Below are 19,432 nucleotides of genomic sequence, written 5' to 3' on the forward strand. Positions count from 1 at the left end.
AACGAAGCTGCGAGCCGCCAGCGCGGCCATTTGCCTCACTGCAGGAGAGACCTTGATGCGCCGTTCACTGGTGTTGCTGTCCGCCGGGCTGACAATGCTGTCCACCGGACTTGCCTCCGCCCAGAACAACACGCCCCGCAACTTGATCCTGTTCATTCCGGATGGTCTGCGCGCGCTGAAGGTCACCCCGGAGGCGACGCCGGCGATGGCCGAGGTCCACGACAAGGGCGTCAACTTCAAGAACCCGCATTCGCTCTTCCCCACTTTCACCATGGCCAACGGCTCGGCGATGTCGACCGGCCACTATCTCGGCGACACCGGCGTGTTCTCCAACACGATCTGGACCAACTACACCTCGGGGCCCGCCGGCGACACCGTGGTGCCCTTCATCGAGAACGACGCCGTGCTCGGCGACATCGACGAGCATTTTAAGGGCGACTACCTCAACGAGGAGACCGTTCTGAAGATGGCCCGCGACAAGGGGCTGAGCACCGCGGCGATCGGCAAGGTCGGCCCGACCTACCAGTTCGACCACACCGACAAGCCTGAAAAGCCCGGCCTGCACTCGATCGTGTTCGACGATTCCACCGGCGGCAAGAACGGCGTGGCGCTGTCGGACGAGGTGAAGGACGCTTTGACCAAGGCCGGCCTGCCCACCGCCACCCCGCCGCGCGGCGACAATTCCAAGGCGGGCGACGCCAAAACGCCGGGCACGACGGTTGCCAACGTCGCGCAGCAGGCCTATTTCGCCGACGTCGCCACCAAGGTGGTGCTGCCGATGTTCAAGGCGCGCAACAAGCCCTTCGTGCTGGTGTTCTGGTCGCGCGACCCCGACGGCAGCCAGCACAACACAGGCGACAGCCTCAACCAGATCATGCCCGGCATCAACGGTCCGACCTCGATGGCAGGCATCAAGAATGCCGACAATAACCTCGCCCAGCTCCGCAAGGCGCTTGACGAACTCGGGCTCGCGGCCTCGACCAACATCATCGTCTCGGCCGACCACGGCTTCTCGACCATCTCCAAGGAGAGCAAGACCAGCCCCTCGGCCAAGGTCAGCTATGACGACACGCCCAAGGACTTCCTGCCGATGGGCTTCCTGGCGCTCGACCTTGCGAAAGCGCTCGACCTGCCCTTGTTCGATCCCAACGACAAGAACGCAAAGATCGAGGGCAACAAGCATCCCAAGGCCGGCAACGGCGTGCTCGGCAAGGATCCCACCAAGCCCGACCTCGTCGTCGCCACCAATGGCGGCTCGGACCTGATCTATCTGCCGAACAAGGACAAGAAGCTCGCCGCTAAGACCATCAAGGCGCTGCTCGAGCAGGACTACGTCTCCGGCCTGTTCGTCGAGGATTCGCTCGGCCGCTTCCCCGGGACGCTGCCGCTGTCGAGCATCAATCTGCGCGGCAAGTCGGCGACCCCGACGCCGTCGATCGTCGTCAACTTCCGCTCCTATGCCAGCGATTGCGGCGAGGCGCCGACCAACTGCTCGGTCCAGGTCGCCGACACCGTGCTGCGCCAGGGCCAGGGCATGCATGGCAGCTTCAGCCGCGGCGACACCATGAACTTCATGGCCGCCATCGGTCCGGACTTCAAAGCCGGCTATGTCGACGAGATTCCGGTCAGCAATGCCGACGTCGGCATGACGGCCGCGCAGCTCATGGGCCTGCGCAGCTCGCACAATGGCGGCCTGATCGGCCGCGTGATGTCCGAGGCCATGCCCAATGGCGTCGTGCCGAAGGCCTATGCCGGCACGGTGAAGTCGAAGCCCGCCGAGGGCGGCCTGGTCACCGTGCTGAACTTCCAGCGCGTCGGCAGCCAGCGTTATTTCGATGCCGCTGGCTTCCCCAGCCGCACGCTGGGTCTCGAGCCGGACACCGGCAAACAAAAAACGGCGGGGAAATAACCCCGCCGTTCCCTCGCGTCCTCACGTGAGGCGCAAAATCTTACATCCCAATGTCGAACACGTTCGGCAATTGGCCCGCCAGAGGCAGTGCGGTGGCGCCGAGGAAAGTCGCCACCATCGCCATCAGGCGACGGTTGTTCTGGCGCTTGCCGCGCATCTGGCCGGCAATCCACTCCAGCATCTCGCTGTTGACCTTGGAGGCATAGGACGGCGCCCAGCTCTCGATCTCGGTGTCGGCGGACAGCGCGACGCTGCGCGGCGGCACCTTCAGGCCCGATGCGCTGGCGGCATAATGGGCGACCGCCTTGGCGAGCAGGTCGTCGAACCTGCCGCCATCGGTGCGCTCGGTCGCGGCCTCGTTGATCTCGAACAGAACTTCGGCCTCGGCGCGGCTGACCGGCTGGTCGTTGACGGCGGTGGCGGTGAGGATGCGCATGCACCAGGCGGTGTCATCGGCGTCGAGCGAGCGCGAGAAATGCACCCTTCCCTTGGTGGTCGGGCCTTCGCCGGTGATCACGCCATCGCGCACGACGGAAAGGGCATGAGCTGCGGTATCGCGGCAGGACGGCACGAGGGACGACGACTCGTTAGGCTTAGGCGCAGCGGCAGACATAGTTCACTTCCAGACTTCTTCTGATCGACCAGCATTTTCATGCCGGCGTAAAGGGGTGGTTAACGATTCGATACGGGGATCGCGACTTTTCTAGATGGTTGCCAATTGGTCGCTATCAGGACCAATCTGGTTCTAGAGCGCGCCGGGCGAGCGTGATGGAAGTCATAAAAGGCATTATCGGGGCAATCGCGCCCGTGCGGCTCCGGTGGAGATGTTTCGTCGCAGGCGCCGCTGTAACAGAAAGTTGCTGGGAAATCGGCCCTTCGAAGAAAGAATTCACATTTTACTTGAGGCGGTTCACTTGCCGTTCACTTGCGCCGGCCAAGCCCCTATAATGGTTCCGACGGCCGAAGGTGAATTCTTAAGTAAGTTCAACGAGATGAGGTAGAACCATGACACTTCCGATCGGCGCCACCGCCCCCGACTTCGAAGCCGAGACCACCGAAGGGAAGATCAAGTTCCACGATTGGATCGGCAACAGCTGGGCCCTCTTGTTCTCACACCCAAAGGACTTCACGCCGGTTTGTACGACCGAGCTCGGCGCGCTCGCCAAGCTGAAGCCGGAATTCGACAAGCGCGGCGTAAAGCTGATGGGCCTCTCGGTCGATCCGGTCGACCGTCATGCCAAATGGTCCGAGGACATCAAGGAGACCCAAGGCGCCGCGCCCAACTACCCGATGATCGGCGACATCGATTTCAACGTCTCCAAGCTCTACGGCATGTTGCCGGCCTCGACCTCGGGCGATCCCCTCACCCGCACGCCGGCCGATAACCAGACCGTCCGCAACGTCTTCATCATCGGTCCGGACAAGAAGATCAAGCTGGTGCTGGTCTATCCGATGACGACGGGCCGTAACTTCCAGGAGATCCTGCGCGTCATCGACTCGCTCCAGCTCACCGCCAAGCATCGCGTCGCCACGCCGGCCGACTGGTCGCAGGGCGAGGACGTCATCATCGCGGGCTCGGTCTCCAACGACGAGGCCAAGACGATCTATCCGCAGGGCTGGAAAGAGCCGAAGCCCTACATCCGCATCGTCCCGCAGCCGAAATAAAAACGAACTGTCATCCCGGGGCGATGCGTCAGCATCGAACCCGGGATCTCGAGATTCTCTGGTGCGCAATTGCGCACCAGAGTTCCTGCGGACCGCTCCGGAATGACTGTAGCGATTACGCCGCGTGCACGCGGTCGAGGAAGCTCTCGACCTCGGCCTTCAGATGCAGGCTCTCGCCCGACAGCGCCTGGGCGGAAGCAAACATCCGGCTCGACGTCTCGCCCGTCTCGCTGGCGCCCTTGGCGGCGTGGCGGACATTGACCGCGACATCGGCGGTGCCCGACACCGCCGCGCGCACGCTGGCCACGATGTTGTGCGTCGCGCTTTTCTGTTGCTCGACCGCGGCCGAGATCGAGCCTGCGATGCCGCTGATGCGCTCGATGGTCTGGCTGATCGCCTTGATGGCGGCGACCGATTCCTCGGTCGCAAGCTGCATGCTCTCGATCTGGTTCGAGATCTCGTCGGTCGCCTTCGCGGTCTGGCCGGCGAGCGTCTTGACCTCCTGAGCCACCACCGCAAAGCCACGGCCGGCATCGCCCGCGCGTGCAGCCTCGATGGTCGCATTCAGCGCCAGCAGATTGGTCTGCTCGGCGATCGAGGTGATCAGCTTGACCACGTCGCCGATGCGCGAGCCGGCTTCCGAGAGCTGCGCGATGCGCTGGTCGGTCGCTTCGGCCTGCCGCACCGCCTCGGCGGAGATCTCGTTCGATTCCTGCACCCGGCGGGTGATCTCGGAGATGGATTGAGACAGCTCGTCGGAAGCCGACGCCGCCGAACGTACATGCTCGGAGGCGCTCTCGGAAGCTCCCGCCGACTGCGCCGACAGATCGGCCGTGGAGCGCGCGGCGTCGGTGAGTTGTCGCGCGGCGCGCTCGAACTCGCCCGACGATGCGAGCACCTTGTCGAGAATGCCGCCGACGCTGCCGCGGAATCCCTCGACGAAATTGCGCAGCTCGGCCTTGCGCTGCTCGGCTGCGGCGGCAGTTGCCGCGGCCTGCTCGCTGCGCAGGCGCGCCCGCTCCTGCGAGTTGCTCTTGAACACCGCGACCGTGCGGGCGATCTCGCCGATCTCGTCGGCACGGTCCTCGCATTCGATCGCGACGTCGCCCTGGCCGTTGGCAAGCGCGGTGAGCGAGTGCGTCACCGAGGTCAGCGGCCGGGTGATGCGGCGGACGACCAGCAGGGTCAGGACCAGCACCAGAAGCGCGGCAAGCCCCGCGGCGGCCGCCATGCTCTCCATCGCCTGGGACAGCATGCCCTCGAACTGCGTCATGGGGATGCCGACATAGAGAATGCCGGCGACCTTGCCGGTGCCATCCGCAATCGGGAAATAGGCGGTCATGAACGTCTTGCCGAACAGCGTGGCCGGCCCCTTATAGGCCTCGCCACGGCGCAGCGGCGCCTGCCCCGGATGATCGGCGGCAAGCTGGGTCCCGACCGCGCGGTCGCCATTTTCCTTTTTCACGTTGGTCGAGCGGCGGACGAACTGCCCGCTGGCCGCGTCGAACACGAACAGGGTCGCGTTGCCGCCGACATAGGACACTGACCGATCGACGATGGCGTGATCCTTGAAGTCGGGCATTTTCGGGATCTCGGCGCGGACCACCGCGCCGTCCCGGATCGTGATCTTGGCTTCGGGAACGGTCTCTGCAAAGGCCAGCGCCAGCGTGCGCAGATTGACCTCGATGTCGCGCAAGGCGCGGTCATGGAAGGCGGATGTCAGCGACCAATAGCCGGCGCCGACCACCAGTGCCGTGTTCATTGCGATCAGCAGCACCGCGCACAGGACGGCCTTGGTGCCGAGCTTGAACCGCGGCAGGAACTTCGCCGTTAGAAGATTGGACATGGATGGAATGACCCCCGTAATTCCTGCATAATCGTGCAATTGACTTACAGTCGCATTAACGACGGTTCCCACCGCCGCGCGCGGTATGGTTTCCAATTGGTAAACGAGGCCTCCCACCTCCGATCGACTGGCACCTGAGCGAAGCCTGGTTCTGGGACGCGCTGGTCGACGCGAACGCCGGCAGCGCCGCCAACTCGCAATGGGTCGCCGGCCGCGGCGCTCACGCTATTCCCTAATCCGCCCACCGGCCCTGGCAGGCGACGCCGATCGAGCTTGCGAGCGCGGGCATCACGATCGGCAAGACCTATCCGCAGCCGATCGTCGATCATGCCAGGGGACGCGAACGCGCGCTCGCCGCCTACGCAAAGATCCGCAAAGGTTGAGCGTCGCTTTGACACAATTTCGAAACCCGCTATCGTCATCGCTCCATACAAACCGTGGGGGACGATATGGACGACGAGAAGCCGATCACCGAACAGGCGATGGAGACGATCACCAGTGCCGTAGAAACGACCAAGGACGCGGCAGTCACTGCAGTCAAGCAGGTGAAGAAAGCCGCCAAGAAGGTCGCGAAGAAAGTAGCGCCGAAGAAGGCAGCCAAGAAGAAAGCCAAGAAGGCTGCGAAGAAGACGACGAAGAAAGCCGCCAAGAAGTCGTCCAAGAAGGCCGCAAAAAAGTCTGCGAAGAAGGCTGCAAAGAAAGCCGGCAAGTCGAAGAAGAAGGCCAAGAAGGCCAAGCGCTGATCGCACCGGAAGACGTCTCCGGGTGCGGGCGCGCCCGGAGACAGCGCACGCCTACCCTCGCCGCTTGGCTGCGCGCCGGCCCGGATGATGCTTGCCCTTGGGATCGCGGAATTCGCTGCGATGTCCCCGCCGGTCCTCTGCCTTGAAGCGTTTCCGCTTTTCCGGCGAGCCGAACTGCTTGATGACCCGCCTGCCGTTGACCTTCTTGATCACGTAACCGCCCTCGGTCATCGAGAACGGCGCTTTCAGCGAGCCCAGGTGGTCGAACTTGGTGCCGCGGGGATGGTCGAACGGCTCGAACCAGGACGGATAAACGAAATTCGACATGGGAAAGCCGTTGACGAGGAACCACTCCTCCTCCACGGCGTCGCAGACCTCGTAGGCGTATTGGGTATGCCGGGTGTTGTCGGCCCACAGATTGGCCATGGGATCGAGCACCATCTCGAACAGCTCGTGCGACGCCGCGAGGCTGACCGGATCGTCCGCACCAAGCGCCTTCAGGAATATCTTCGAGATCGGTTGCCCCCGATGCGTCAGCTCGTGCCGCCCGAGAAGTTGTTCGTGGCTGGCATCGTCGAAATAGACCAATTGCCAGTCGGTGGGCTTGGGCTTGCGGGTGACGTCGAGGTCGACGGGATAGCCCCATACGGGGAGGAAATGCTCGTCGTAGCATTTCTGCAGAGCGGCCGTGAGCCTCCGCATCAACCGGTCGCTCATCATCTCCTCTGCATAGTTGATGCAGGCAATCCGGACCGGCTTCATCGACCTGCCGAGCAGCGTCCGCCGCGCTTTCTTCATGGACATCACCGTGCTGAAAAGGAATGGCTCGAATGCGCCATCCTAGCACGAAACGATCAACACACGTCAGGGCTGTGCACGCCGTCAGGATCGCCGATTGACGACGAAGACCGCTGTGGCGCAGAGCGCCATGCCCGCAATGGCAATCGCGTCCAGCTTTTCTCCGAACAGCAGATAGGCCATCAGGGCCGTGACGGCCGGAACCAAATAAAACAGACTGGCGACCGAGGTCGCCGCGGCGTGGCGGATCAGCCAGTACAACAGCCCGATCGATCCGATCGAGAGCGCGACCGCGAGCCAGGCGAGCGCAAGCACGAACTCCCGCGTCCAGTGCACCACGCGATCCTCGAACAGGAAGGCGCCGATCGCGAAGAAGATGGTGACGGCCACGTACTGCACGAGATTGCCGGCGCGCCAGTCGATGTGATTGCAATAGCGGCGCTGATAGAGCGTCCCGAGCGTGATGCTGACAAGCGAGACCACCGAGGCGAGCCAACCGAGCCCGGCTTCGCCGGTCATCGGGCGGTTGTGCAGGATCAGCACGACGCCGCCGAGGCCGAGGACGAGGCCGGCCCATTGCACCGGCGTCACCCTCTCGCCGAGCCAGCGATTGGCGATGGTCGAGGTCAGGATCGGCTGCAGGCCCGGAATCAGCGCGGAAAGGCCGGCCGGAATCGAATGCGCGATCGCAATCGCGGTGCCGCCGAGATAGAAGCCGTGGACGAGGATGCCCGCAACCGCGCTGTGCGCGATGCCCGCACGGTCCGGCCATTTCGGCCGCGCGATGCCTGCGATGATTGCCATCAGGCCGACCACGATCGCCATGCGGATGGCGAGATAGGTCAAGGGATCGGCATTGTTGACGACGTATTTGGTGCCGATGAATCCGGTGCTCCAGAGCAGCACGAACAGGATCGGCGCGGCACGGGCGGCCAGGGTTTCTTGATTATGGTTCATTGCCGCCCTCATTGCCCGACCGTTGGCCATGCGGCAATGCGAATTTCGTCTTGACGATGCTGCACTGCGACGGACGATCGCGGTCCAGCTCAGCCGCTCACCATTCTTCCGGACAGGGATTGACGATCTTCCAGAGCTCGACGCCGTTCTTGATCTTCTTCATGTCGGTGGTGAGCCCGCCATTGCGGCGAATCCAGTCCTTCACCGTGTCGGGGTAGTAGGACATGAGATCGGAGGTGCCCTCGGCGCTGGTGACCTTGATGCCGAAGGTGAACGCCTTGTCGTAATAGGCTTGGTGGAAGCCGAGGCTCGCGCGCGGCGTCACGCAGATCTTGTTCATCGGCACGATGCCGAGCACGAGCGTGCAGGCCGAATTGCAGATGCCGTCGATGATGACCCGCTCGCCCTTTTCGCGAACCCGCTTGTACTTGGCCTTGTACTCCTCGACATAGCCGCCGTGGTCGCGGGTGATGTGCAGCTCGGCGCGTGCCGGTGTGGCAGCGGCGAGGCAGAGCAACAGCAGACTCGGAAGCGTGATGCGCATGGCGAGATGACGGCGAAGGCCTTCAGGAATGTACCGGACTCGAGGGAGCGGCAAATGATCCCCGGGGCCGGCGGCAGAATTCTCAACCGAATAGTGTTTGGTCATACTTGTGTGGGGAATTCGTTAAGCATCCCCAAAAGGCCAAAAATGGGCAGCTTTTGGCCGCATGTCCGGCAATTCTGTCACACCCACGCGGAAATGTGCGGCATTGGCATTGATTTCGGCCCTCCGGAGCGATGCCTGACCGCTCGAAATTGCTATAAACGGCAGACCTATTCGAGCGGGTTCCGGAGAATCGAGATGAGCAAGTTGACGCGTGTAGCCGCGGTTGCGACCCTGACGGCTGCGGTCCTGGCCCCGGCCCTCGCGGAGGCGCACGGCCGCCACCGGTACCACCGCTCCTACGCCAACCCGCTGCCCTACCCGATCAGCTACCTGCACAATTACGGCCCCGGTATCACCCCCGGCACCTTCGCCTACTATGACGGCCCGGCGACCAACCACTGCTATCGTAGCGCGGCCGCCTATATCGGTCAGGACGGCCGGCGGCACCCCTGCTATTGAGGCGCCGCGGCCGCTGCGGGTCCTCTATTTGGCGGCGCCCGACCGTAGCAATTGCTTCTCGATCTCGTAGACCGGCAGCTTGACGAGGTCCTTGCCGACCTCCCCCTGAAGCGCCTTGCGCACCCCGTCCGAATAGTCGGCGCGGATCATGCCGAGCGCCCGCGGCGAGGCCACCATGGTCAGGGCCATGGTCTCACCGGAGCTGACGGCGGCGTCGAGCCGGCCGGCCAGGCTCCGCAGAAAGGCGCGCTCGGCCTCGTCGTGCCAATCGGTCTGCTCGACCGAGCTGCGTGCGCCGCCGACTGCGCCATGCAATCGGCCCGGCGCGTCGGACCCTTGAGCAGCGGTCGCGGGATTGGGCTGCTCGTGCACCTCCTTGGTGTGGAGGTTCGGAAACATCTCGTCGCCGAGGTTTTCCAGAATGAGCGCCTTGCGCCCGTCGCACACGACCAGCCAGTCACCCTTGTCCATTCTCATCTTGTCCATTGCAACTTCTCCTTGACACTTGCAGACGCCGCATCCGGCATCAGAGCAGCTCTTCGAATTCCTCGAAGGACTTGCCGAACTGCGTCATCGCCTCCTCCAGATAGTCGGCGAGCATTGGGGTGCCGATCAGGTAGGAGGCGGTGCGCTGGTTATGCGCTTGCGCAGCCTGAGCACGCAGCTGACTCCAATCGGAAAGATCACCGTCGCCGCGGCCGAGCCAGGTCAGCGCCACGAGATCGATCTGCTCATCAACATTGAGAGCGCGGATAAAGCCCGCGAGCTCCGCACGGTCGGTGGTTTGGCCGCGGCCGCTGCGGCCGTAGCTCATGTCATCGTCGCCGAAGTCCAGGACGACGCCACCACCGCCCGCTTCGCTGTCGGACCGGCGCGATTTCGAGATGACGAAGAAAACCTTCTCCGGCGAGATCGACAGATCTGGACTGACTCGCATTCAGCTCACCTTGCCCGGCAGCAGGCACCACGCCGCCGCCATGACGGTGACAGTAAGAGCCAAGGCAAACTTGCGAATTGCGCAGGATCAAGGCCAGGTCTCGGCACGGCCTGGCGGCCTACGCCCGCTTCCGAGCCGTGACGTAAGGGTCAGCTCGCCGAAGGTTTGTTCATCTGTATTACATTTCGGTTCGGCCACAATTTGATCAGAACAACCTCGATATCCTGCATCGCGTAAGCGGAGGAAGACATCATGAATCTCAAGACTGGCCTCTTGGCCGCATCCCTGTTCGGCGCCCTCGCGGCATCGACGACGGCATCCGCCATGCCCGTCGCGCCTGCACCTACGACACCGCAGGTCTCCGGCGTCGAGCAGGTCCGCATGGTCTGCGACGCCTGGGGACAGTGCTGGTGGCGGCCGAACTACTATGGCTATTACGGGCCGCGGCCCTATTACGGCCCGCGGTATTATCGGCCGCGCTATTACGGTCCACGCTATTATGGGTATTACGGCTATCGCCGCTGGTGACGTTTGAAGGGGCCCTCGGGCCCCTTCGCTTTTTGCAACATCACGGTATGCAAAGCCACCTTTGGCCTGGAGCCGTTCATATCTGATCTAGATCAAAGATCAGCCGATTCCGTCACTTACAACGACTTAACCGATCGTCTCTCGATACCGTCAACATGAACGTGCGGAAACGTTGAGATGGCAATGATCCGACGGACCTCATGACATGATGTCCGCAATACTACGGCCTGAAATTCGGTTTACTGAAACGCGATGTTTCGCCATTGATGGCGATGCATCGACGCCCATTTGATTGTCTCATTTCGGCAGCCGGCCAGAATCATGTTGTTCGACAACCTCGCTCCTTCCTCTGCGCTTCAACTGATCGGCTTTTCCGATGTCGATACGTTTCGGCCGATCGAGACGATGGAGGATGCGAGGAGCATTCCGCTCGACATCCCGAACTTCGCGGCGGCCCGAGCCATCGTTTCCCTGCCGGCGTGCCGCATCATCATGATGAGATCTTTCGCGCGAATCCTCGACACCGCCTATCGCATGCCGGGCGGGATGGTGATCCTGTCGATGACCGACGATCTTCAGGCCAACTTCAAGGGCGTGGATCTGGACGTGCGCTTCTTCGCTGCCCTCCGCGGCAACGATGAGTGCCATTTCGTCGAGCCCCGGACCAATCATCACGCCATGATCATCTTCTCCCCCGGACTGAGAGACCGGGGCTGGTTCGACCGCGCCGACCATTTGCGCGTCCATGTGGCGAACCGGCCCGCCCTGCTCCACACGCGACAGCTCTTGCTCGATATCCTGCGCACCGCGTCAGTGCAGCCGCACCTGTTCGAGACGACCGAGGTTGCGGCCCATCTCCAGGAGGGCCTGCTGCTCGCACTCGACGATCTGTTTCGAATCGATTCGATGTTGGATCGGAGCGCCTCGGCCCAGGGCGAGCGGGCGATCAAGCTGGTGCAGCGCATCGACGACTATGTCGCGACCTATCCGACCGCTCCGATCTATACGGCCGATCTCGCCCGCGAGTTCGATGTCTCGATCCGTACACTCGGCGGCGCCGTCAGCAAGGTGCGAGGCATGAGCCTGCACCAGTACATTCGCCTGAAGCGGCTGTGGGCGACCCGCGCCCGCCTGCTCAAGGGCGGGGGCGTCACCGTGGCCACCTGCGCACGTGCCCAGGGCTTCCATCATCTCGGCGAATTTGCTGCGGCCTACCGCGCGATCTTCCACGAGGCGCCCTCCGACACGCTGGCGCGCGGCCGGCAAAGCGGTGTCCCGGGAGGCTGATGGACGCTCGCCGCGGTAACCCGGCGGCGCCGCTTCAGAACATATATGGAACAATGAGCGGCCCGAGACATAGGTGACAACTCGTACCGGACACATGGGTTACACTTTCCGCTTTTGTTCTGCGGGAGGTGTAGATGCCGTGGAAAGCGAGTTCGGTAATGGAAGAGCGCCTGCGCTTTGTCGCCCGGCTTCTGGATGGGGAAGCCATGACCGCGGTGTGCCGGGAGTTCGGCATCTCCCGCAAGACCGGGTACAAGATTTTCTGCCGCTATAAGGAGCACGGGCTGGAGGCGTTGAGCGACCGCTCCAGGCGGCCGATACGCTATGCCAACCAGCTCCCGCAGCAGCTCGAGACCCTGATCGTCCGGCTGAAGAGCGAGAAGCCGCACTGGGGCGCCCGCAAGATCCGCGAACTGCTGGTGCGCCGGCTCGATGGCGAGGTCAGGGTTCCCGCCAAGAGCACCATTCATGCGGTGCTCGATCGCCACGGCCTGGTCAAGCGCGGCGGCGGGTCGCGCCACCGCGCGCGCGGCACGCCGCTGTCGCAGGGCACGCTTGCCAATGATCTGTGGTGTGTCGACTTCAAGGGCGAGTTCAGGCTCGGCAATGGCCAGTACTGTTACCCACTGACCGTCAGCGATCATGCCTCGCGCTTCCTGCTGCTCTGTGAAGCGCTGGACTCAACGCGCGAAGACCCTGCCATTACCGCCTTCGAGCGGCTGTTCCGCGAACGTGGTTTGCCGCTGGCCATCCGCTCCGACAATGGCGTGCCCTTTGCTAGTCCCAATGCCTTGTTCAACCTCTCGAAGCTATCGGTGTGGTGGCTCAGGCTCGGCATTGCGATCGAGCGGATCAAGCCCGGCCATCCACAACAGAACGGCCGTCATGAGCGCATGCATCTCACGCTCAAAAAGGAAGCGACTAGACCGCCTGGGTTCAACAGCCTGCAGCAGCAGGATCGCTTTGACCGCTTCCTGCACGAGTTCAATGCCGAACGTCCCCACGAGGCGCTCGACATGAAGTGCCCTGCCGAGCTCTACACCGCGTCAGCGCGCCACTACGATGGCCTGCCCGAACTGTCCTATCCCTTCCACGATCGCGACGTCGTCATCACATCCTGCGGCCGCCTTTGCCTGCATCGCAAGAAAATCAACATCTCCATCGTGCTGGCCGGCCAGAAGCTCGGTATCAAGGAAGTCGACGACGGCATTTGGCTCGTCAGCTTCATGCACTACGACCTGGGATACTTCGACCTTGAGCAAAAGACCTTGCAACCCCTCGACAACCCGTTCGGCCCGAGGCCTGTCACCGATGTCTCCGGTACGACATCATCGCCCTGACTGAGATAGGCACTCTTGCTCGTTCTTGGCATGGCAGCCCCCTTGCATGGCCGCACCGAGCGGTCAACCCCCGAAGCCCGCCAGGGGCGCGCCCCTTGGGCGCGCGGGGTTGACGGCGAATGTGCGGGCCGAGCAATAATGGGCGGCGCCATGAGTGCGCGGAGTACCTGCAACCCTCGACAACCCGTTCGGCACGAGGTTGTTACCCATGTCTCAGGTACGGTCTGTTACCTATGTGTCCGGGCTGGACACAAAGACGATTGGCGCGCTCGGAAGGATTCGAACCTCCGACCCTCGGAATCGAAATCCGATGCTCTATCCAGCTGAGCTACGAGCGCCCTGACCCGGGTAGCGGGCCACCGAAATCCGCCGGCCGGCACTGGCGACGAGCCAGCACACCCGACGGCGTTCGGATCGGTTCGAATTAGCAGAGAGGCCGGCCAATAAAAAGCCCTTCCCACCTCGGTCGAGGCGGGCCGAAGGCGCCGTTACCAGGTCGTGTTGAAGAGGCCGAAATGCGGCTGCTGCGCGACCAGCAGCATGGGACGGCCGGGCTGCGGCGCCGGATGCGTCCTGACGATCTTGCGCTTGGGCTGAGCCTGCACCGGAGAAGCTTGAGCCTGGGAAGTCTGGGACTGAGCGGCCTCGGACGTTCTGGCCGCGGCGGTCCCGGCCCTCGGCGCCGGCGCGAACTGGGCGAAGGTCTCGCGTACCCGCGTCTTGGCCGACATCTCGGCCAAAGCCGGCGACAGGCTCTCCTGTACCGGCGGCTGGGGAGCCGCAACCGCGGCGGTCTGCACCGCGGGTGCGGCAATCGTCGGCTGGCTGGTGTCGAGGACGACGCGCTCAGGCAGATGACGATCGGACCGGATCCGGATCAGCGGCTGGTCGTTGCCTGCGGTCGCGACCGCATGCGCTACGGGCGGCGCCGGGAAAACGAAATCCGCCGCGAACAGCAGTGCGAGCAAAGCTCCACCGACAAAAATGAAATACCTAAAGATGGGCATTGGCCGCGCTCCGCCCCCCGCATCCCCGCGTGGGCTCTCTTCGCCTCAACAGGCGATCTTCCAATTGGTTCCTGGCCCAGCCGTTCGGTTCAAATGGTGATGCACGGTTTTTGGCGAAGGACCACAGAAGGTAACTTTTCAGCTACCGGAACACGCCGTCTTCAAGCGCGGCGGGCTGCAACCAGCGAACATTTTGCCTGATCGGCATTCACGTTGACGAAGCCGATTGGGACAAGCACAAAGGTCTTGCGGCTCTTCATGCTGACCGGGTCCGCCAGCACGCGGCTGCGGTCGGTCAGATGAGTGCCGTCTCGCCGCGTGAAAGCGCAGACGATCTCGACGTCTTTTACGGCATAGTCGTTGTCGTTTCGCAGCGTAAACGTCATCAGGGCCTTGGAGCCGAGGCCGCCGCGACGCCACGTCTGTGATGAAATCCTGAGACGACCAAGTTCCGCTGTGGCCGGCGTCTGAGCTTCGGACGCCGGCGAGGCTATTGCCGACGCGTCGCCGGAGGCAGGCGCTTCAACAGCCGCGAGCTCCGCCCTGACCGGCTCAGCACTGTTGCCCTTGGAAAGAGGCAACAGCATCCAGATGCCGCAGCCGACGATGATTGCCGCCAGCAGCCACAAAAGGCTTCGGCCAAATGAGACGCTGGCAATCGTCACGGCCCGCGCCAGTCGTTCGCCGCTGCCGGCGAAGCGCCCCAACCCGGTTCGGTCGATCTTGGCGTTCATGGATGCACACCAATCTGTGGCCGCAGCACCAAAATGGACTCGCCCACAGCTTACCTTAATCCGGCCAACGAACTAAGGTTCCCGCGCATTACGCGAGTCGGCAAGGGCGGTGGCGACCGCCGGCCGAGGCCGCCAACATGCGCCGTAACATCGAAAAGAGCCGTTGGAGACTATGAAATGCCAGTCGCCGTCACTTGGGATCACGTCCATCTGCGCAGCCCCGATCCGGAGGTCACGGCGGCTTGGCTGCGGGACATCCTTGGTGGCGAGATCGTGCACGCGCCAGGACGGATCGACGTCAATCTCGGCGGCGCCAGAATCTTCATCTCGCCGCTCGAGGGCGAGGACGCGGTCAACCCGCCGCCTCCGCACCCGCATCAGGGTCTCGACCATTTCGGCTTGACGGTGAAGGACATCGACGCCGTCGCGGCCGAGATCAAGGCCAAAGGCGTCACCTTCACGCGCGAGCCGACGACCATCCGGCCCGGCGTACGCATCTGCTTCATCCGCGGGCCCGAAGGCATCTCGATCGAGCTGCTCGAGCGCGACAAGAAATACACCTGACGCGACGCGGCGCCGGCCGGCTCAGGCATCCGAGCCGGGCGACGACGTCACGTCCGAAGCCTAAGTCATGCTACCGGGCATAAAGCAACGGATGGTGACGCCCATGTAGCCGTAGATCGGCCAGACCATGGTGCGTCCCACCCGGTTCGGCTCCGAGATCACGGCCTCCTCGGGCACGTCGACCCAGACGAGCTCCTGTTGCTGGCCATCGAGCGCATAGCCATAGCGCGGGACGCGGACGCGATAATGCCCGTCCTTGCTGTCCCAGTCGGAGTCCGAGAGCGCCGAACCGTCGGCGTCGGAGCAGCAAGGCCCCTTGCCGCTGCGCAGACTGTCGAACCAGGACTTCAATTCGGGATTGGTGTTGGCAAACTGCCCGCGGTCGCGCGCGTGCCCCGAGGAGGCTGCGAGCGCGATCAAAGCCAAGGCGCACGCCAGCCTCGTCGGGTTTCGCCGGCGTATCGCATTGCCAATCCGCCGTTGTTCGCTTTTGCAATTCGTGGGACGCACACTGTACAGACGCGGCTCATCGCCGCCGGAATCGATCCAGTTGGTCACGTTCGTCTTGCTCCAGCACCCCGCGGCCAGTGCAACAATGGTTATGCATTTCGCGGGCCAACTCTGATTCGCAACGTTAGGCCTCGCCTCACCATCAGAGCGTCATGACGGTGTCACGGACAAGCCGGGACAACTACGGCTCACAGGTCGGCGCGCCGACCGGCAAACTGCCGCGTTGCGCGAGAGGATGGGCTTTGGCATAAAAGCCGGACCGGTTACGCCATTGGGCGATGGTGGCCGGCCTACGGGACGTTATGAAGAACGGCCTCTATTCAATTCACGTGACCCTGCTCGATGGCCGAGTCGGCAAGGGCAGCGGCGTGATTCTCTTCCGCGACGGCAAGATTCTCGGCGGTGATGCCTACCTCTATTACATCGGCAGCTACACGGCGAAGGACAACAACACCTTCAAAGGCGAGGTGCTGGTGCAACGGCACACCTCGCCTCGGGGCGATGATAATCCGCTGTTCGGCGGCCCTGCCCCGGTCGGCATCGGCGTCAGTGGCACCTACACCGACACGCGCGCGGAGATGACGGGCACAGCGCTGGTCGGCAAGGCCAGCCTGATTTTCGGCGCCACCCTGCACAAGCTTGCGGACGTCGAATAGCTATTCCGCGGCCTGTTCGAGCGGCGCCACTCGAGGCAAAATCATCTGGATGCGCGTGCCGCCACCCGGCTCGGAATCGAGATCGAGCCGGCCGCCGAGCCGGTTGGTGACGATGCTGTAGACGATGTGCAGCCCGAGGCCGGTGCCGCCCTGGTCGCGCCGCGTCGTGAAAAACGGATCGAAGGCGCGGCGGCGGACGTCGAGCGACATGCCGCAGCCATTGTCGGAGAAGATGATCTCGACGTTGTCCTTGCCGGACTCGCGCACCTGGATCTCGATCGTCCCGGGCCTTCCGTCCGGGAAGGCGTGCGCCACCGAATTCAGGAACAGATTGGTCAGCACCTGGCCGTACGGGCCGGGATAGCTGTTCATGGTCAGGTCCGGCTGACACTCGACGTTGAGCGTCAGATTGTGCTTACGCAGCCCCGGCCGCAGGCTCATCACCACCTGCTCGGTGAGGTCGCCGAGATCGAAGGTACGCTGATCCGAATAGTTGCGGTCGGCGGCGACCTGCTTGAACGACTGGATCAGCTCGGCCGCGCGATTGAGATTGGAGACGAGCTGCGAGGACGCATCGCGGCTGGTGTTGAGGAAGTCGTTGAGCGTGGAGCGGCGCAATTCGCCGCGCTCGACTTCGGCGGTGAACATCGCGGTCTTGCGCTCCAGCGCGGAGGCGACGGTGAGGCTGATGCCGACGGGATTGTTGACCTCGTGGGCGACACCGGCGACCAGGCGCCCGAGCGCGGCCAGCTTCTCGGCCTCGATCAGCGAGGCCTGGGTCTCGCGCAGATTGCGCAACGCGGTTTCGGCGGCTTCCTTGGCCTTGCGCATCTCCTGCTCGCCGCGCTTGCGCTCGCCGATATCGAGCGCAACGGTCACGATCCGCTCGATCTCGCCCTCGGGGTCGAGCAGCGGCAACTTGTTGACCAGCCATTGCCGCATGTTGCCGGAGGCGTCCTGATACTCCTCCTCGTAAAAGCCGAGACCTTTTCGAAGCTTGAGCACCCGCTTGTCGCTCTCGTCGGACTTTGCCGCGCCATAGCGCGACATCAGGTCGGCCGTGGTACGGCCGAGCGCCTCGCCGGGCTCGATGCCGAAAATGCCGGCCATGTAGCGGTTCATCAGCACGTAGCGCAGATTGCGATCCTTGACGTTGATCACCGCGGGTACGGTGTCGATGACCTGCTGGAGCAGGCGCCGGCCTTCGGCAATGGCCTCCTCCGCCCGCTTCTGGTCGGTGATGTCGCGCAGCGTGCCCTCGTAGCGGACGATGTTGCCGTGCTCGTCTCGCACGCCCGTGGCGCTGTCGGAGAGCCAGAGGATGTCGCCGCTGCGCTGGCGCACCTGATACTCGAACTCGCGCACCATGCCGTCGCGCGCCATCAGCCGCTGGTATTCGGCGCGCGCCTCGGGATGGACGTAGATGGTGTGGGCGATGTCGCTGATGCTGTCGATCAGCTGCTGGGGGCTGTCATAGCCCATCATGCGCGCCAGCGCCGGATTGGCATTGAGGAGGTCGCCGGCCGGCGTCGTCACATAGATGCCGTCGATGGAGCCTTCGAACAGTTTTCGGTAGCTCTCCTCGGCGAGGCGCTGCTCGGTGAGCGCGCGCACCGCCGCCTCGCGCGCGGTGTCGGCCTCCTCCAGCGCGCGGCGAAACACTTCGGCCGCCCGCGCAATGTCGCCGATCTCGTTGTCGAGGTCGGCGGACGGAATCGACGTGTCCTTCCGGCCGGCGGCAAGCGCGCGAATGGATCGCGCGATCTGAGCGAGCGGACGCACCGTCCTGCGCACCACGAACCACGCAGCCCCGATGCCGATGAGCACGCCGACGGTGCCGAGCACGATGCTCTGCCACCGCGCTTCGGTCAGCGTCCGGGCGAAGTCCCGCGACAGCACGTGGCCGCGCCGGGAGCTGACCTCACGCAGCAATTCGGTGACGCGGCCGATCAGCCGGCCTTCCGTTCCCAGCACCTCGCGATCGATGTCGGCGATCTGCCGCTCGCGGACGGCGACGGCCATGATGGCCTCGGCATAGTCGTTCACCGCCGACTTCAGCTTGGCATCGCCGATATCGAGCGCCCGCATTCCCTGTGCGGCCTGCTCAGCCGCGGACGGGTTGCGCGCGAGCAATCCGAGCGCGATCCGGCTCTGCGCCTCGGACAGGCGGGATGCCAGCTCGCGGTCCGCGGCGCCTGCGACGGCTGCGTCGAATTGTTCGCGCAGCGGCGGCAGTCCGGCGAGCAGCTGGGCGCGGCGGTCGATCAGGGTGGAGATCCGCTCGAGACCGGTGCGATAGGTCGCAAGCCGCTCGGTGACCCCGTCGATCATGTCCTGCTGCTCGGGCGCGAGCTCGATGCGGGTTTTCTTCAGGATGTCGCTGAGCGTCGAGGCCGCCTCGCCGACCTGCTGGAACTGGATGCCGGCCCCGGGATCCGTGACGAAGTCGCGCGCGGCAAGGCGCAATTCATTCATGCGGCGATCGATGTCCTCGGCGAGGTCGCCGACGCTCTGCAGCCGCTGCAGCTCGGCGAAGGTCGTATCGATGTGCCGGATCGCGATCACGCTCGCCGTCGAGGTGACGATGATCACCGCCAGCACCAACAGGAAGCTGCCGAAGGTGAGCTGGCCGATGGAGAGCGAGAAGGTTCGCCTTTTCTCAGGGGGCGGCGTCAATTCGGCGGACATTGGTGGTTTGAGGACCGGACTGCTGGAGGTCCAATATACGACGTATTGCTGCCCGGGGGGAACATGCCTCGGGTCGCGGAATATCGTTAATATCGGTACCTGCCGCCCCGCTCAGGTTTACGCCAGTTTGACGCCGGCGGCCCTGCGGGCCGGGA

Annotated in this window: 20 protein-coding genes, 1 tRNA gene and 1 pseudogene; 10 read left to right on the plus strand and 12 right to left on the minus strand. The window is 63.8% G+C overall.

All coding sequences use genetic code 11. The features are described from left to right. Positions 1–55: 55 nt before the first annotated feature. Positions 56–1,909 (plus strand): alkaline phosphatase family protein, encoded by a 1,854-nt coding sequence (locus N2604_RS26630; RefSeq protein WP_260371103.1) that lies wholly within the window; start codon positions 56–58, stop codon positions 1,907–1,909. 40 nt (positions 1,910–1,949) lie between these two features. On the opposite strand, the gene N2604_RS26635 is transcribed toward N2604_RS26630, so the two are convergent. Beyond that, on the minus strand, positions 1,950–2,522 hold the full coding sequence (locus N2604_RS26635; RefSeq protein WP_260371104.1) for a hypothetical protein: 573 nt from the start codon (positions 2,520–2,522) through the stop codon (positions 1,950–1,952). Between the two features lie 392 nt (positions 2,523–2,914). On the opposite strand from N2604_RS26635, the gene N2604_RS26640 reads away from it, so the two are divergent. After that, on the plus strand, positions 2,915–3,574 hold the full coding sequence (locus N2604_RS26640; RefSeq protein ID WP_260371105.1) for a peroxiredoxin: 660 nt from the start codon (positions 2,915–2,917) through the stop codon (positions 3,572–3,574). Between the two features lie 115 nt (positions 3,575–3,689). Here the strand turns inward: N2604_RS26640 and N2604_RS26645 are convergent, their stop codons facing one another. Beyond that, positions 3,690–5,420 carry a methyl-accepting chemotaxis protein gene (locus N2604_RS26645; protein ID WP_260371106.1) on the minus strand — a complete coding sequence of 577 codons (1,731 nt, stop codon included), beginning with the start codon at positions 5,418–5,420 and terminating at the stop codon, positions 3,690–3,692. A gap of 122 nt (positions 5,421–5,542) precedes the next feature. Between N2604_RS26645 and N2604_RS26650 the strand changes: the two are divergent. Together N2604_RS26650 and N2604_RS26655 are read left to right on the plus strand one after the other, a co-directional pair. After that, positions 5,543–5,803: pseudogene (locus N2604_RS26650) on the plus strand (FAD-binding domain-containing protein); the annotation flags it as partial. Positions 5,804–5,869: 66 nt separating this feature from the next. Continuing rightward, positions 5,870–6,163 carry a histone gene (locus N2604_RS26655; protein WP_260371107.1) on the plus strand — a complete coding sequence of 98 codons (294 nt, stop codon included), beginning with the start codon at positions 5,870–5,872 and terminating at the stop codon, positions 6,161–6,163. A gap of 51 nt (positions 6,164–6,214) precedes the next feature. Here the strand turns inward: N2604_RS26655 and N2604_RS26660 are convergent, their stop codons facing one another. The 3 genes from N2604_RS26660 to N2604_RS26670 all read right to left on the minus strand — a co-directional run bounded on the left by N2604_RS26660 (position 6,215) and on the right by N2604_RS26670 (position 8,462). Continuing rightward, entirely contained in the window at positions 6,215–6,961 is a 747-nt protein-coding gene (locus N2604_RS26660; RefSeq protein ID WP_260371108.1) for a hypothetical protein, read from the minus strand. An 84-nt stretch (positions 6,962–7,045) separates the two neighbouring features. Further along, positions 7,046–7,918, minus strand: a complete 873-nt coding sequence (locus N2604_RS26665) for a DMT family transporter (RefSeq protein ID WP_260371109.1) — start codon at positions 7,916–7,918, stop codon at positions 7,046–7,048. A gap of 97 nt (positions 7,919–8,015) precedes the next feature. Then, on the minus strand, positions 8,016–8,462 hold the full coding sequence (locus N2604_RS26670; protein WP_157280506.1) for a hypothetical protein: 447 nt from the start codon (positions 8,460–8,462) through the stop codon (positions 8,016–8,018). A 300-nt stretch (positions 8,463–8,762) separates the two neighbouring features. On the opposite strand from N2604_RS26670, the gene N2604_RS26675 reads away from it, so the two are divergent. Then, positions 8,763–9,026, plus strand: coding sequence for a hypothetical protein (locus tag N2604_RS26675; RefSeq protein WP_260371110.1), 264 nt, complete (start codon positions 8,763–8,765; stop codon positions 9,024–9,026). Between the two features lie 24 nt (positions 9,027–9,050). Here N2604_RS26675 and N2604_RS26680 read toward each other — a convergent pair whose 3' ends face one another. Then, positions 9,051–9,512, minus strand: a complete 462-nt coding sequence (locus N2604_RS26680; protein WP_260371111.1) for a host attachment protein — start codon at positions 9,510–9,512, stop codon at positions 9,051–9,053. 40 nt (positions 9,513–9,552) lie between these two features. Next, entirely contained in the window at positions 9,553–9,963 is a 411-nt protein-coding gene (locus N2604_RS26685) for a DUF3775 domain-containing protein (RefSeq protein ID WP_260371112.1), read from the minus strand. Positions 9,964–10,215: 252 nt separating this feature from the next. On the opposite strand from N2604_RS26685, the gene N2604_RS26690 reads away from it, so the two are divergent. The 3 genes from N2604_RS26690 (at position 10,216) to N2604_RS26700 (ending at position 13,118) form a co-directional block, all read left to right on the plus strand. Next, on the plus strand, positions 10,216–10,491 hold the full coding sequence (locus N2604_RS26690) for a hypothetical protein (RefSeq protein WP_260371113.1): 276 nt from the start codon (positions 10,216–10,218) through the stop codon (positions 10,489–10,491). A gap of 321 nt (positions 10,492–10,812) precedes the next feature. Further along, complete coding sequence (locus tag N2604_RS26695) at positions 10,813–11,778, plus strand: AraC family transcriptional regulator (RefSeq protein WP_260371114.1); 966 nt, start codon at positions 10,813–10,815, stop codon at positions 11,776–11,778. A gap of 134 nt (positions 11,779–11,912) precedes the next feature. Further along, complete coding sequence (locus tag N2604_RS26700; RefSeq protein WP_260371115.1) at positions 11,913–13,118, plus strand: integrase core domain-containing protein; 1,206 nt, start codon at positions 11,913–11,915, stop codon at positions 13,116–13,118. A 261-nt stretch (positions 13,119–13,379) separates the two neighbouring features. On the opposite strand, the gene N2604_RS26705 is transcribed toward N2604_RS26700, so the two are convergent. The 3 genes from N2604_RS26705 to N2604_RS26715 all read right to left on the minus strand — a co-directional run bounded on the left by N2604_RS26705 (position 13,380) and on the right by N2604_RS26715 (position 14,859). Beyond that, positions 13,380–13,456: transfer RNA gene (locus tag N2604_RS26705), tRNA-Arg, on the minus strand. Between the two features lie 150 nt (positions 13,457–13,606). Further along, on the minus strand, positions 13,607–14,125 hold the full coding sequence (locus N2604_RS26710) for a hypothetical protein (protein ID WP_260371116.1): 519 nt from the start codon (positions 14,123–14,125) through the stop codon (positions 13,607–13,609). Between the two features lie 161 nt (positions 14,126–14,286). Next, positions 14,287–14,859: a hypothetical protein gene (locus N2604_RS26715; RefSeq protein ID WP_260371117.1), complete on the minus strand. Its 573-nt coding sequence runs from the start codon at positions 14,857–14,859 to the stop codon at positions 14,287–14,289. A gap of 177 nt (positions 14,860–15,036) precedes the next feature. On the opposite strand from N2604_RS26715, the gene N2604_RS26720 reads away from it, so the two are divergent. Continuing rightward, on the plus strand, positions 15,037–15,423 hold the full coding sequence (locus tag N2604_RS26720) for a VOC family protein (protein ID WP_260371118.1): 387 nt from the start codon (positions 15,037–15,039) through the stop codon (positions 15,421–15,423). Between the two features lie 60 nt (positions 15,424–15,483). On the opposite strand, the gene N2604_RS26725 is transcribed toward N2604_RS26720, so the two are convergent. Beyond that, positions 15,484–15,981 carry a hypothetical protein gene (locus N2604_RS26725; protein ID WP_260371119.1) on the minus strand — a complete coding sequence of 166 codons (498 nt, stop codon included), beginning with the start codon at positions 15,979–15,981 and terminating at the stop codon, positions 15,484–15,486. Between the two features lie 254 nt (positions 15,982–16,235). On the opposite strand from N2604_RS26725, the gene N2604_RS26730 reads away from it, so the two are divergent. Further along, the gene (locus tag N2604_RS26730; protein WP_260371120.1) at positions 16,236–16,589 is read left to right on the plus strand and encodes a GrlR family regulatory protein; all 354 of its coding nucleotides are present in this window, start codon (positions 16,236–16,238) and stop codon (positions 16,587–16,589) included. Here N2604_RS26730 and N2604_RS26735 read toward each other — a convergent pair whose 3' ends face one another. Further along, positions 16,590–19,277 carry a PAS domain S-box protein gene (locus N2604_RS26735; RefSeq protein ID WP_260371121.1) on the minus strand — a complete coding sequence of 896 codons (2,688 nt, stop codon included), beginning with the start codon at positions 19,275–19,277 and terminating at the stop codon, positions 16,590–16,592. Positions 19,278–19,432: the final 155 nt, after the last annotated feature.

It is taken from the genome of Bradyrhizobium sp. CB1015, assembly GCF_025200925.1.
In the GTDB taxonomy this organism is placed as follows: Bacteria; Pseudomonadota; Alphaproteobacteria; order Rhizobiales; family Xanthobacteraceae; genus Bradyrhizobium.

Coding starts and splice junctions, on each gene's coding strand:
- N2604_RS26630 (WP_260371103.1), top strand. CDS start 56: ATGCGCCGTTCACTGGTGTTGCTGTCCGCCGGGCTGACAATGCTGTCC.
- N2604_RS26635 (WP_260371104.1), bottom strand. CDS start 2,522: ATGTCTGCCGCTGCGCCTAAGCCTAACGAGTCGTCGTCCCTCGTGCCG.
- N2604_RS26640 (WP_260371105.1), top strand. CDS start 2,915: ATGACACTTCCGATCGGCGCCACCGCCCCCGACTTCGAAGCCGAGACC.
- N2604_RS26645 (WP_260371106.1), bottom strand. CDS start 5,420: ATGTCCAATCTTCTAACGGCGAAGTTCCTGCCGCGGTTCAAGCTCGGC.
- N2604_RS26655 (WP_260371107.1), top strand. CDS start 5,870: ATGGACGACGAGAAGCCGATCACCGAACAGGCGATGGAGACGATCACC.
- N2604_RS26660 (WP_260371108.1), bottom strand. CDS start 6,961: ATGAAGAAAGCGCGGCGGACGCTGCTCGGCAGGTCGATGAAGCCGGTC.
- N2604_RS26665 (WP_260371109.1), bottom strand. CDS start 7,918: ATGAACCATAATCAAGAAACCCTGGCCGCCCGTGCCGCGCCGATCCTG.
- N2604_RS26670 (WP_157280506.1), bottom strand. CDS start 8,462: ATGCGCATCACGCTTCCGAGTCTGCTGTTGCTCTGCCTCGCCGCTGCC.
- N2604_RS26675 (WP_260371110.1), top strand. CDS start 8,763: ATGAGCAAGTTGACGCGTGTAGCCGCGGTTGCGACCCTGACGGCTGCG.
- N2604_RS26680 (WP_260371111.1), bottom strand. CDS start 9,512: ATGGACAAGATGAGAATGGACAAGGGTGACTGGCTGGTCGTGTGCGAC.
- N2604_RS26685 (WP_260371112.1), bottom strand. CDS start 9,963: ATGCGAGTCAGTCCAGATCTGTCGATCTCGCCGGAGAAGGTTTTCTTC.
- N2604_RS26690 (WP_260371113.1), top strand. CDS start 10,216: ATGAATCTCAAGACTGGCCTCTTGGCCGCATCCCTGTTCGGCGCCCTC.
- N2604_RS26695 (WP_260371114.1), top strand. CDS start 10,813: ATGTTGTTCGACAACCTCGCTCCTTCCTCTGCGCTTCAACTGATCGGC.
- N2604_RS26700 (WP_260371115.1), top strand. CDS start 11,913: ATGCCGTGGAAAGCGAGTTCGGTAATGGAAGAGCGCCTGCGCTTTGTC.
- N2604_RS26710 (WP_260371116.1), bottom strand. CDS start 14,125: ATGCCCATCTTTAGGTATTTCATTTTTGTCGGTGGAGCTTTGCTCGCA.
- N2604_RS26715 (WP_260371117.1), bottom strand. CDS start 14,859: ATGAACGCCAAGATCGACCGAACCGGGTTGGGGCGCTTCGCCGGCAGC.
- N2604_RS26720 (WP_260371118.1), top strand. CDS start 15,037: ATGCCAGTCGCCGTCACTTGGGATCACGTCCATCTGCGCAGCCCCGAT.
- N2604_RS26730 (WP_260371120.1), top strand. CDS start 16,236: ATGAAGAACGGCCTCTATTCAATTCACGTGACCCTGCTCGATGGCCGA.
- N2604_RS26735 (WP_260371121.1), bottom strand. CDS start 19,277: ATGTCCGCCGAATTGACGCCGCCCCCTGAGAAAAGGCGAACCTTCTCG.